Source organism: Mangrovimonas sp. TPBH4 (genome assembly GCF_001280505.1).
In the GTDB taxonomy this organism is placed as follows: domain Bacteria; phylum Bacteroidota; class Bacteroidia; order Flavobacteriales; family Flavobacteriaceae; genus Mangrovimonas_A.
The window spans coordinates 79,823-93,153 of record NZ_LBIO01000057.1 but is presented as its reverse complement, the minus strand read 5'-3'; the positions used below and the strand labels follow the sequence as shown (position 1 = coordinate 93,153).

Here is a 13,331-nt window from a genome sequence, read left to right as displayed (position 1 = left end):
CAAAGACTGCTTAGGAGTTTTTCAAACATTCGGTAAAATTATTACTCTTCTACATCCAGTTTTATTGGGACCAAAAAGGTTTGCTTTTTGTTATAGATATTAAAAGGTAACTGTTGATAGTTTAAACGTTCCTTTACAAATTCCTCTACTGCCTCATTAGGGCTGTCTACGGAAAGTACAACAATTTCATTGTCGTGATTAAAGGTAATTGTAGCATAAGCTAACACATCTTCTTCCAACACAAAATTTGGTTCTACCAAAAATTGGGTAATTTCATTAGTAATTGCAGTTGCTTCTGCACTTTTTGCTGTGGCATTTGCTTTTGGCGATGTACTTGCCATTAGTACACTACTGGAGGTAATTGCTACCGCCAATAATAGCCCTTTGATTGTTTTCATAAATGTTCGATTTTAAATGATTGATACTTAATAGACTATAAGTAAGCAAAAATGTTACACTTAAATCGAGTAATTAACGTCATCTTAACGACTTTTAACATTATTAACAAAAAAAGACTGAAACCTATAAGGCTTCAGTCCTCTTCATATATAATATTATAAGCTATTTTGCCTTACGACAAAACTTGCTGTACTTTATCGGCAGCTTCCTGGAATTCAGTAGCACTCAACACATCCAATCCTGAATTGTCGATCAATTCTTTAGCGATATCTGCATTGGTTCCTTGAAGACGTACAATAATTGGCACATTGATAGTCCCCATGTTCTTGTATGCATCAATAACTCCTTGAGCAACTCTATCACAACGTACAATTCCTCCGAAGATGTTGATCAAAATAGCTTTTACGTTAGGATCTTTCAAGATGATTTTAAAAGCAGCCTCAACACGAGCAGCATCCGCAGTACCTCCCACGTCCAAGAAGTTTGCAGGCTCACCTCCAGCTTGCTTGATCAAATCCATAGTAGCCATGGCCAATCCAGCTCCATTTACCATACATCCCACGTTTCCATCCAAATCTACATAGTTCAAACCAACTTCTTTAGCTTCAACTTCAATTGGGTTTTCCTCACGTAAGTCTCTTAAGTTTACATAATCCTTATGTCTGTAAAGTGCATTGTCATCGATAGTCACCTTAGCATCTACAGCCATGATTTTGTCATCACTTGTTTTCAACACAGGGTTGATCTCAAATAAAGAAGCATCAGATTTCACATAAGCAGTATACAAACTTGCAACGAACTTCGTCATTTCTTTAAAAGCGTTTCCAGACAATCCAAGGTTGAAAGCAATACGTCTTGCTTGGAATGGCATAAGTCCAACAGCTGGATCTACTTCTTCAGTAAAAATTAAGTGTGGAGTCTCTTCAGCAACAGTTTCAATATCCATACCTCCTTCGGTAGAATACATGATCATGTTACGACCAGTACCACGGTTTAACAACACAGAAATGTAGAATTCTTCCGGCTCGCTGTCACCTGGATAGTAAACATCCTCGGCAACCAATACTTGGTGTACTTTTTTACCTTCGGCAGAAGTTTGTGGAGTGATCAAATTCATTCCAATGATTTGACCTGCCAACTGCTCAACTTCCTGAAGGTTTTTGGCCAACTTTACACCTCCACCTTTTCCACGTCCACCCGCATGGATTTGTGCTTTAATCACATGCCATCCGGTTCCAGTCTCAGCGGTTAGTTGTTTTGCTGCAGCAACAGCCTCTTGAGCGTTTTGGGCTACGATACCTCTTTGGACACGCACTCCAAAACTGCTTAATATTTCTTTTCCTTGATACTCGTGTAAATTCATCTGTTATAATCTATTTGTTATCTCTTAAAAGAGAATCACTTTTTAAATTTATGGTGAACAAAAGTAAACAACCTATAACTTTTTACCAATAATTTTTAAAGGAAGTATTCCTAGGTTAAAAAAGTTGCATAAAGAAGCGTTAATACGCCTTGGTTTATGGTCTTAATAAGAAATTCTTTTGTTAGTTTTGCGGCGTCTTAAAAAATTTTAAAATGAAAACAAACACCTTACTTGAAATCGCTGAGAATTTTGGGAGTCCAGTTTATGTTTATGATGCTGAAAAAATTGCTTCCCAGTATAAACGTTTAACATCTGCGTTTAGTAAGGTGAAACAGTTGAAAATCAACTATGCTGCTAAAGCACTTTCCAACATCTCCGTTTTAAAGTTGTTGAACAGCTTAGGCTCTGGCTTGGATACTGTTTCCATTCAAGAGGTGAAATTAGGATTGGCCGCTGGATTTACTCCAGAGCGTATCATTTTCACTCCAAATGGGGTATCCTTGGAAGAAATTGAGGAAGCTGCTAAATTGGGAGTACAAATCAATATTGACAACCTTTCAATTTTGGAGCAGTTTGGGACCATTCACCCAAAGACGCCAGTTTGTATTAGAATCAATCCTCACGTGATGGCCGGTGGAAATACCAACATTTCTGTAGGGCATATTGACAGTAAATTCGGAATTTCAATTCATCAAATCCCGCACATCCTTCGCATTGTTGAGAACACCCAAATGACTATTAACGGTATCCACATGCATACAGGAAGTGACATTTTGGACATTGATGTGTTCCTATATGCAAGTGAAATATTATTCGATACCGCTAAGCATTTTAAAAACTTGGATTTCATCGATTTTGGTTCAGGATTCAAGGTTCCTTATAAAGAGGGAGACATTGAAACCAATATAGAAGAGTTTGGAAAGAAATTGACCAAGCGCTTTACCGAATTCTGTAAAGACTATGGAAAAGAATTAACCTTAGCCTTCGAACCTGGGAAGTTTTTGGTGAGCGAATCTGGATTTTTCTTAACCAAAGTAAACGCTATCAAGCAAACCACCTCAACGGTGTTTGCTCAAGTAGATACAGGATTCAACCACTTGATTCGTCCAATGCTTTACGGGGCACAACACGAAATTGTCAACCTTTCCAACCCTAGAGGAAAAGAACGTTTTTATTCGGTTGTGGGTTACATCTGCGAAACAGATACTTTCGCTAGTAACAGACGTATCAAGGAAATTACCGAAGGTGATATCTTGGCATTTAAAAATGCCGGGGCCTACTGTTATTCGATGGCCTCTAACTACAATTCACGTTTCCGTCCGGCCGAAGTGCTTTGGTACAAGGACGCCGCCCATCTAATTAGAAAAAGGGAAACGTTTGAGGACATTATCAAAAATCAAATAGAGATTGAATTATAAAAACAAAAAGCGCTAATTAACAAATTAGCGCTTTTTTCATATATTTATTGTACTCAAACTCATCTTATTGAGGTTAGTTTTTGCTTTTAAACCCTATTTATGACGCACAAGTTTACTATCAATAAGAACATCCACGAGGCTGACACCCTACCCGCACATTTTTACAGAAGTCAAGACGTTTTCGACAATATTAAAGAAGACATCTTTTTTCGGTCATGGCAATGGGTAGGTGACACGCAACTATTACCCTTTGCCGAAACGGTTTATCCGTTTTACCTTTTAGACAACTATCTTTCTGAACCGTTGGTGCTGGTAAGAACTTCCGACCAAAGCATCAAGTGCTTTAGCAATGTTTGCACCCATCGAGGAAACATTGTGGTCTTAAACCCTGGGAAACAAAAAACCTTGCAGTGCATGTACCATGGCCGAAGGTTCAATCTGGATGGTACTTTCAAATCCATGCCCGAGTTCGATACTGCCGAAAATTTCCCTAGGCCTTGCGACAACCTTCATGAATTCCCAGTTGCCACTTTGGATCCCTTCATTTTTGTAAGTCTCGATCCTTTATTCGACTTCAATTCCGTTTTGAATACGATGAAAGAACGCATCGGTTTTTTACCATTGCACCAGTATAAGTTGAGAAACGACCTCAGCAAGGATTACCTTGTCAATTGTCACTGGGCCTTGTATTGCGACAACTATTTGGAAGGCTTTCACATTCCTTTCGTACATGATGATTTAAATAGTGTTCTGGATTATGGAGATTACACCACAATTTTATATGACCACTGCAACCTCCAAATTGGTTACACCAATGCTAGTGAAGAAGTTTTTGAGCTTCCTGAAAACCACATCGATTATGGCAAACAGGTAGCTGCCTATTATTATTGGATATTCCCAAACATGATGTTCAATTTTTATCCTTGGGGACTATCTATCAATATTGTAAAACCATTAGGTTTAAACAAAACCAAAGTGTCCTTTATCACTTATGTGTATGACGAAACCAAATTGAACAAAGGTGCAGGTGCACTTTTGGACAAAGTAGAACGGGAAGATGAATTTGTAGTAGAGCTCGTCAACAAAGGTGTTCAATCTAGATTTTATAACACGGGAAGATTTTCTCCCACAAGGGAACAAGGAGTACACCACTTTCATTCCCTACTTGCTAAACATTTAAATTAACCCACTGTAATATGAAACAAATAGCTCCCTCAGTAATCCGACAGGTTTTTCTTCTCATTCTAATTACGTTTATAGCCTATCTCATTTGTCTGGAAATGCTTCCCTACCTCACTGGCGTTTTGGGAGCCATAACCATTTACTTCCTATTTCAAAAATGGATGACCTATTTGGTAAAAGTAAAACGATGGGGCGTAAATGCGGCTGCCATATTCTTGATGTTCTTGTCTTTTCTTATCATTCTGGTACCTGTAGGAGGCATTATTTGGATGTTAGGAAATAAGATAGGGCATGCAGTGGACAACAGTACGGAAGTTATCAATGCGTTTAAGGAACAATTTGGTAAAATAGAGCAATTTGCAGGCTTTGATATCAATTCCCAAATAGACACTTCAAAAATTACTGGCTGGCTATCTGAAAATTTACAGGCATTTGCTGGAGGCACCTTTAATGCCGTTATTGCAGTTGGATTAATGTACTTCATGCTGTACTACATGCTTACAAACCGCAGGGAATTGGGCACATCGATGAACAAATATGTTCCAATGAACAGGGAAGGATTGGTTGAAGTTGGAAAGGAAATAAAGGCCATGGTTCGATCTAATGCCTTGGGAATTCCTTTGGTAGCAATTGCACAGGGAATTGTGGCCTTGATAGGCTTTCTTATTTTTGGAGTAGAATCGCCATTTTTTTGGTTTGTGATTACCATTATAGGTTCCATGATTCCATTTGTGGGTACTTTGGTTGGAATTCTCCCTGTATTTTTAATAACACTATCTGCGGGTCATACAGCTCAGGCTTGGGGTGTCCTCATATATGGTTTTGTGGTTGTTGGGTCTACAGATAATATCATTCGCTTGTTTATATTGAAAAAGCTGGATAACGTTCACCCTTTGATAACCTTGGTAGGAGTAATTGTTGGTGTTCCCTTGTTTGGATTTATTGGATTGATATTTGGGCCACTTCTCATTAGTTTATTCCTAATTCTTATAAAAACCTACAAAGTACAATATGGAGCTAAAGACCCCAATGAATGGCATCATTTACCTCAAGAAAGCGAATAAATTATATTTAATCATTTAACACTTTAAGCCTTTTATTTAAAACAAATTCACCTATATGATGTATATATTGTAATTTTTCATACCTTTAAAATACCCTAAAGTCTTTTTAAACAATCAATTAAGGCTTGTATGACTAAACAACCATCACTTTTGTTTGCGCCTAAGGGTATAGCAAATCTTTCAATCAAATGGCATGACTTACAACAAGGTCCCTTTGATTTAAAATTTCATATTTTTTCTTTATTTGCTTTTGGTCATTTTACAAAGTGCATATTTGCCTTCCCACATTTAATTACGGTCGAGGACTCCCCTTCCCTTCCTTTTTCCCAAGTCATTAAATAAATAGTACAGCCCTAATTCTCCTCAACAAACCCACCTTACAGAATTTATTGCTCCAAACTACCCATTTTTTCAGTGCACACGAACACTTGCTCTCGTTATGTTTTGCTAATTAATCCAAATAGACTAGGCTAAAAACACTCCTAGTCCATTGTAAAATCAATGAATTATGAAAACAAATTATCTGTTCCCCAAAAGTTCCCTACAACTCCAAAATCTTGCCATTTTGCTACTTCTGGTTACATTTTGCCTACCACTATCATCCCTGTCCCAATCATCTAGCCGAAGAATGCTCAACATGACTGAATTCACAGTAAAAATGGGGCATAACTCACAATTTAAGGAGGGTGTTAAAATGTGGAAAAAATGCTACAATGATAACAACGGAACCTTTAAATGGAACATGTGGCAGCGGTTTCAAGGAGAAGGGAATGTATATGTACTTACCAGCACCATGAACAATTGGGCTGAATTGGACAAAGAGGATGAGGATACAGCTAGCAACAAATGCCGCTCAAAAGCCATGGATTTTATTTGGCCACATGTTGACAAAGTGCAGTACAATCTAGCAGAATCCATCCCTGAAATTAGTAGGTCTTCCCCTTTAGAAGGCACTAAAGTAGTTTGGGTGTACAATGTAAAAATTGCCAATTCCTCCGACTTTAAAGAGGTTACCAAAGAAATCTCTTCTACTATGCGCACTTCTGGAGGTGGCATTAGAGGTACGTGGTACAATGTGATGGGTGGAGGCCCCGATGTAGCCGATTACTTTATCGCCATACCATTTTTAAACTTTGCAGATTTAGACAAGGATACCGATGGTGTTTGGACGATCTACGAAAAAGCACATGGCAAAAAGAAGGCTGACGAGCTGCGAGCTAAATTCAGAGCCTCCCTAATTTCCGATTGGGCCTATCTGTATTCATATATGGAAGATCTTTCATCGAACTAAGAAGCTAGCAATAGCTAATTATAAAATTGCTAAACAAACTAATAAAGTAGAGGTTATCTGATAAATGCACTGAGCAGATAACCTCGCTTTTTCATCAATAGTTTTTTTAAACACCAATGCTATGGAAACAACCAATCAAACTGCCCTACAACCAACCAAATCTAAGGAACGCATCAATTCTCTAGATGTTATTCGAGGGGTTGCCCTATTGGGGATTCTTTTAATGAACATTAACGGAATGGGATTGCCTTTTGCATATATGGACCCTACCATATCGGGGGGAGCCGAGGGTTTGAACCTAAAAGCATGGATTATGACCAATATGCTGTTTGAGGGTACCATGAGAGGCTTGTTTACCTTGCTTTTTGGAGCTGGAGTTATTTTATTGACATCCCGTTTAGAAAGCCGCCGGGCTGGAATTAAAACTGCCGATATCTTTTACAGACGCCTTTTATGGCTTCTAATATTTGGAATTATAAATGCCTATGTCTTTCTGTGGCATGGTGATATTTTGTTCCACTATGCCGTGTTTGGACTTATGTTGTTTCCGTTCAGACATACGCCTTCCAAAAAATTAATCATTGGCGGACTGGTACTCATAGGTTTGGGAGTTTCCTGGACCTATAGTGAGTATAGAGACAACATAAAAATTAAGAACGAAGGGCTTGAAGCCGCCGCCTTAAAAAAAGCCAACGATTCCTTGACCTCGAAACAAACAGCCGCTTTGGGAAAATGGGAAAAATTGAACACCAAAATGCCCCAAGAAAAAATCGACGAACAAGTTGCAGAAATGCGTAATCCCAGTTATTGGTCTATTTTCAGTTATAAAGCCAGAAATTACTCCGATCGCCAAGGATGGTTTCTATACCGATTTGATTTATGGGACGTCTTTAGTTATATGCTGTTAGGTATGGCCTTTTTCAACCTAAGAATTTTTCATGGGGAAAAATCCTTTAAATATTACGCACTTATGACGCTCATAGGTTATGGCATTGGCCTTTCGGTCAATTATTACGAAACTATCCAACTTATCAAAAGCAGCTTTGATCCCATTGTAACTTCCAAAACCTTTATCACCTATGATTTGGGAAGACTATTCACAACCTTGGGCCATGTAGGGTTTATCATGCTTTTCATTAAATCCGGAATATTGGGCTTCCTTCAAAAATCTTTAGCTGCGGTAGGAAGAATGGCCTTAACCAACTATTTAGTACACAGTATTATTGTGGCCTTTATTTTTCTAGGATTTGGATTTTCACTGTACGGACAATTGGAACGCCATCAACTGTATTACATCGTTTTTGCTATTTGGATTGCGCAATTAATCTATAGTCCCATTTGGCTAAAGTATTTTAGATATGGTCCCTTTGAATGGCTATGGCGCTCCTTGACCTATCAACAAAAGCAACCATTTAGAGTGGACTCCAAAGCCTCTTTCAGTGTAAAAGCAACCGAATCCTGAATTAGTCATTTCGAATGTTTCTAACAATCAATGGATTATTATACCTATATTTAGTACAGTTCCCCAGTCTTAGGTTTAATCATTGATAGTCGCCTATGCTCATAAAAACCAACCGGATTGAAACTATCGACCTCTTACGGGGCGTAGTCATGGTACTCATGGCTTTGGACCACACTAGGGATTATTTCCACATAGGAAACTCCATTAGCAGTCCAACAGATTTGGAAACCACCACCCCATTTCTATTTTTCACAAGGTTTATTACTCATTATTGTGCGCCTGTTTTCATTTTTTTAGCGGGAACTTCCGCTTTTCTTTATGGAAGCAAAAAGACAAAACCCCAGCTATTCAAATTCCTTTTTACTAGAGGACTATGGTTAATCTTCCTTGAAATTGTTCTAAACAATCTAATTTGGCAATTCGACCCAAAATACAACCTTATTGTGCTTCAAGTAATATGGGCTATTGGACTTTGTATGGTAGGCTTGTCCTTTTTAATTTTCCTTCCAAAAAAATTGCTTTTGGTTATTGGAGCCATATTGATTGCAGCCCATAACTCCTTTGACAGCTTTACTTTTGAAGGCTCCAATATTCGCTCCATCCTTTGGTATATATTTCATCAGCAAAAAGGCATCCCTCTAGGGGAAGACCACTTTATCATTTTTGCCTATCCCATTGCCCCTTGGTTGGGCGTTATGGTTTTAGGTTATTGCTTTGGAGTGTTATACAGTAAGGATTTTAATGCTACGACGCGAAGGAAATGGCTACTCCAATTTGGGCTTTTTGCCATTGCGGCCTTTTTTATCATTCGAGGTATGAACATTTATGGAGATATGGTGCCTTGGACCAAACAAAAGAACTTTGTTTTTACCGTATTGTCCTTTTTTAATGTTACCAAATACCCCCCATCCCTATTATACATACTGATAACCTTGGGTCCTTCTATGTTATTCCTTTACGCTTTTGAAGGGATCAAAACCAAAGTCACAGATTTCTTTATCGTATTTGGAAGAGTGCCATTATTCTATTATTTCCTGCATGTGCTGCTCATACACGCTCTTGCCATTGTTGCTATATTGGTACTGGGAGGCAGTTGGAGCGATCTAATAGCGTCACAAGGAGGCCTGTCGCCTTCAAGTATTGCAGCCTACGGATATTCCTTGTTTGTGGTATATATAGTCTGGATCATCATAATTGCCATGCTTTACCCAATTTGCAAAAAGTACATGAGATATAAAGCACAGAATAAATCCAAATGGTGGTTAAGTTACCTGTAACAGCTCTAAAATATGGCTATTAAACAAGACAAAGGGCTAAAGAGAACCATCGGACTATTTGGACTTTCTGCTAATATTATCAATATTATTGTGGGGGCTGGAATTTTCGCATTGCCAGCAATTGTTGCCCAAAACATGGGAGCCTCCAGCATTATTGCTTATGCCTTTTGCGGAATTCTTATGGCTTTGATCATGCTTTGCTATGCCGAAGTTGGCAGTAAGATTACCAATACCGGAGGCTCTTATGCCTTTATTGAAACTGCTTTTGGAGATTACGCAGGATTCTTGAGCGGAATTTTCAACATCACCAGTTGCTTGCTGGCAGATGCAGCTGTTTCTAATGCCCTAATTGATGTTTTAGGTTCTGCCCTTCCAATATTTGGCATCAATTCTGTGAGGATCCTAACTCTTTTCACTATTTTCTTCGGGTTGGCATATGTGAATGTAATAGGGATCAAACAGGGCATTGGACTCGTTATATTCAATACCTGCGCCAAACTTTTCCCTTTGATACTTTTGGTGCTTGTGGCATGGAAAGATGTTTCACTTTCCAACCTTTCGTGGACAGAAGCCCCTACAATCAAACAGTTGGGTGAAACCTCCTTAATTTTGTTTTTTGCTTTTCAAGGAGGTGAAGTTGGATTGACTGTGGGAGGAGAAGTCATCAACCCAAAACGAACCGTTCCCAAGGCCATTTTTATCAGTATTTCAACAGTAGTGGTTCTTTATATTTTAATTCAACTAGTGTCACAGGGGGTATTAGGGGAATCACTGCCCAATTACACAGCTTCTCCTTTAGCTGAAACTGCAAAAGTAGTCATGGGTAAATTTGGCTATCTTTTACTCTTGGCCGGCGCCATGATTTCCATGTTTGGAAACTTAAGCGGGGAAGTACTCAACAACCCACGTGTAATCTATGCCTTATCTAGAGATCGCGTGCTACCATCCAAACAGCTTGCCAAAATACACAAAACCTTTGCAACTCCATATATTGCTGTAATACTCTATGCCAGCATTGCATTTATCCTAGCGGCTACAGGCACCTTTGAACAATTGGCACCCATTGCAACAGGAAGTCTTTTAATTGTTTATTTAGGAGTTGTTCTTTCGGTGATTAAATTGAGACGCTCCAAGAAAATAGATCAGGATGGCTTCAAAATTCCAGGAGGTCTCACGGTTCCCCTGTTGTCTTGTGTTATCATTCTGTATTTTTTATCCTATCTGTCAGTATCTGAAAAAATTGGCACATTCATCTTTATTGTACTTCTCAGTATTTTATACGCTTTCATCAAGGTTTTCAACAAAACATGATGCTCCACAAACCCTATCAACTTCAACAAAAACAAATGAAATTCAAATATTTACGTTCAAGATCACTAATTCTTTAGTATATTTAATACAATATCCCAAACCAATTATTCTCCCATTCATAAGAACATTTTTTGTGTAACTTAAAATTTGAAATTATGAAACCCGAGGCAAACACTTGGACCAAGACCGAATTACAGGTCTATATTTTACTGCTTTGCGCCAATGCAGACACTCATGAATCGGAGGCTGAAATCAACCTGATCAAGTCCAAATCATCTCCTAAAATCTTTGAAAAGATATATCAGGAATTCTCAAACGACACGGAAGAACAACGTTTTGAAAAAATTGATGATACCGTACAATTGCACCACTATTCCAACCTTGAATTGGCTCAACTGAGACGGGAGATGTACGAGATATTTTTCTCTGACTGCAATTTTGCCATGATGGAACGCAACTTGGACAAAATCATGGATAATATTCTTTATTAAACATGGGTGTTCAAGGAACATTCATGTATTTCTCAAGCCTAAGCGTTTGGGAGCACCCTTTCCTACGTTACTGGGGGCAATTTCTTTGTGCCCATTCTTTAAACACCTATTCCAAACCTCCTATTATCTCCTTCTCCCTATTCTCTCTCAATTATCCCTCAAATGTACTTTTCATTTCCCAACGTCCTTCCAAATTCTCCACCTGACATGAAAGCCCTGACCAACCTTATTCTTTTCCTTTTGGTTTCCTGGTCCTGTCTGTCACAGGAAATGGATTTGAAGCGCTATTCCTATTCCGAATTATTTCAAATGATCGAAGAGGAGCAAGACACTATATTTAAACTAAAAAATGCTGAAATTGTCTACAATGAAGCTACAGACTCTCTCTTTCAGGCAAAAGCAGACCTTATAGTAGACTCCATTTTAAGTACTCAAAAACAAAAGGTTATTGACAAAGTATTATTTCTAGACAACGTACAATTCTTAACCTCAAAAAATACCAAAGATGAATCGATTATCAATGGAGTCATAAAACACATCACCTTCCTAAAAGAAGTAACATTAAGTCAATGTTCGTCAATAGCACTATTAAATTGTCACTTTAAGGGAAGACTTTACCTATACCTTGATAATAAGGACAATCAAATAGAAAAAAGAATTAACTATATCCAAAATACCTGGAATCAAGATCAGTTCATTTCATCAACCTTGGGATTGATAATGAAACACTGCCATTTTCATGATGAAACTGTCATTTCTTCAAATTTAGCTCCATATAAACTTGATTCTCCCCACAACATATTAACTATTATTGATCACTGTTCCTTTTATGAGTACAAACCTCTAAATGACAGTTACAACAGTCACTTTTTCTTGCTTTTTCTTAATATAAACAATCTGCACTTTACTAACAATCGAATTATAGGAAAATCAACTCTCATAACTTTTTCTTCAGACAAGGTGGATTATACCAAAATACAGGATAATGAATTTTTAGAGTCCTCCATTTTACTTTATGTTAAAGAAATGCAAGGGATAAACATTCTAGATATTTCAAAAAATTCTTTTGGAAAACACGTCGGACTAGTCATTGACACTTTTGACCCCAAGTACGTTATTGATTGGAATTCCTTCGAAAACAAACTCTTTTCCATACAAACCTATGACAGTTTTTATTACAAGAAAAACCCTTATAATGCTCCGTTATCAACCAAAGAAATAGACGAGTATTTAAATCAAATATTGGAAGACAAAGATATCTTTAAGGGAGAAATAGGCCTTCGAGGAAAATTACTGAACCATTATAATAATATTCTGGACACCGAGAGTAAAAACTCGGTATATATAGAATTAAAAGATTTAGAAACACAAAAGCTTGCCTACGAATATAAAAACACCCCATCCTTTGACACCTTTTTTCAATGGAAAGTCAACCAGTTTTTAAAGCTATTTTCTAATTACGGCACCAAACCATCCAAAGCCATCATCTTTTCACTGTATGTCATTATGTTCTTTGCTGTTATCTATTTATTTTTTCCAAACAGTTGGGATACCCATGGGAGAAAACGCATCATGGATCGCTTTGGTTTCTTTATAAAATATATGAAAAAAGACGCGGGAATACATGAAGTGTACTTGGAAGACAAACAACCCGATTTAATGGAATATGAGGCGTTTAAAAACTTATTAATCCAAACTACTCCTCAAGTTCCAAAATTTTTCATTAAAACTGGTTTGCCGCTTTACAAATGGACCATTGCAAGAACCAAACTACATGCCTCTCTTTTAAGTAAATTCGATATCATGAAAGGCACATGGCAAGATCTCCCACTTAAAAAGCGGTTCTGGAAATCTATCTTATTAATAGGCGCCTTTTTGATTGCGATTATCTACGACCTTTTCATCAAGATTTTAAATGCTTTAATGCTGTCCATCAATACTTTTACAACCCTTGGGTTTGGAGAAATCCCAATTAAAGGCTTTCCTCGTTACCTTGCTATTGTACAAGGTTTTATTGGCTGGTTCATGTTAACAATTTTTAGCGTATCACTTATATCTCAATTACTGAACTAG

11 protein-coding genes are annotated in these 13,331 nt (G+C 37.7%); 9 read left to right on the top strand and 2 right to left on the bottom strand.

Annotated elements, in window-relative coordinates:
* Nucleotides 1-41: 41 nt before the first annotated feature.
* Both ZA05_RS13375 and sucC read right to left on the bottom strand, forming a co-directional pair.
* Nucleotides 42-398, bottom strand: coding sequence for a hypothetical protein (locus ZA05_RS13375; protein ID WP_053992195.1), 357 nt, complete (start codon nt 396-398; stop codon nt 42-44).
* A gap of 173 nt (nt 399-571) precedes the next feature.
* Nucleotides 572-1,762 carry an ADP-forming succinate--CoA ligase subunit beta gene (gene sucC, locus ZA05_RS13370; RefSeq protein WP_053992194.1) on the bottom strand — a complete coding sequence of 397 codons (1,191 nt, stop codon included), beginning with the start codon at nt 1,760-1,762 and terminating at the stop codon, nt 572-574.
* A gap of 212 nt (nt 1,763-1,974) precedes the next feature.
* Between sucC and lysA the strand changes: the two genes are divergently transcribed.
* The 9 genes from lysA (at nt 1,975) to ZA05_RS13320 (ending at nt 13,331) form a co-directional block, all read left to right on the top strand.
* A complete protein-coding gene (gene lysA, locus ZA05_RS13365; RefSeq protein ID WP_053992193.1) occupies nt 1,975-3,180 on the top strand; it encodes a diaminopimelate decarboxylase in 1,206 nt (401 codons plus the stop codon).
* Between the two features lie 99 nt (nt 3,181-3,279).
* Complete coding sequence (locus ZA05_RS13360) at nt 3,280-4,365, top strand: SRPBCC family protein (RefSeq protein ID WP_053992192.1); 1,086 nt, start codon at nt 3,280-3,282, stop codon at nt 4,363-4,365.
* Nucleotides 4,366-4,376: 11 nt separating this feature from the next.
* Nucleotides 4,377-5,426: an AI-2E family transporter gene (locus tag ZA05_RS13355; protein WP_053992191.1), complete on the top strand. Its 1,050-nt coding sequence runs from the start codon at nt 4,377-4,379 to the stop codon at nt 5,424-5,426.
* 508 nt (nt 5,427-5,934) lie between these two features.
* On the top strand, nt 5,935-6,717 hold the full coding sequence (locus ZA05_RS13345) for a hypothetical protein (RefSeq protein WP_157514711.1): 783 nt from the start codon (nt 5,935-5,937) through the stop codon (nt 6,715-6,717).
* Between the two features lie 121 nt (nt 6,718-6,838).
* Nucleotides 6,839-8,179, top strand: a complete 1,341-nt coding sequence (locus ZA05_RS13340) for a DUF418 domain-containing protein (RefSeq protein WP_053992188.1) — start codon at nt 6,839-6,841, stop codon at nt 8,177-8,179.
* Nucleotides 8,180-8,274: 95 nt separating this feature from the next.
* Entirely contained in the window at nt 8,275-9,456 is a 1,182-nt protein-coding gene (locus ZA05_RS13335) for a DUF1624 domain-containing protein (RefSeq protein ID WP_053992187.1), read from the top strand.
* A gap of 12 nt (nt 9,457-9,468) precedes the next feature.
* Nucleotides 9,469-10,767: an APC family permease gene (locus tag ZA05_RS13330; RefSeq protein WP_053992186.1), complete on the top strand. Its 1,299-nt coding sequence runs from the start codon at nt 9,469-9,471 to the stop codon at nt 10,765-10,767.
* A gap of 155 nt (nt 10,768-10,922) precedes the next feature.
* The gene (locus ZA05_RS13325) at nt 10,923-11,258 is read left to right on the top strand and encodes a hypothetical protein (RefSeq protein WP_053992185.1); all 336 of its coding nucleotides are present in this window, start codon (nt 10,923-10,925) and stop codon (nt 11,256-11,258) included.
* Nucleotides 11,259-11,420: 162 nt separating this feature from the next.
* Nucleotides 11,421-13,331 (top strand): potassium channel family protein, encoded by a 1,911-nt coding sequence (locus tag ZA05_RS13320; RefSeq protein ID WP_157514710.1) that lies wholly within the window; start codon nt 11,421-11,423, stop codon nt 13,329-13,331.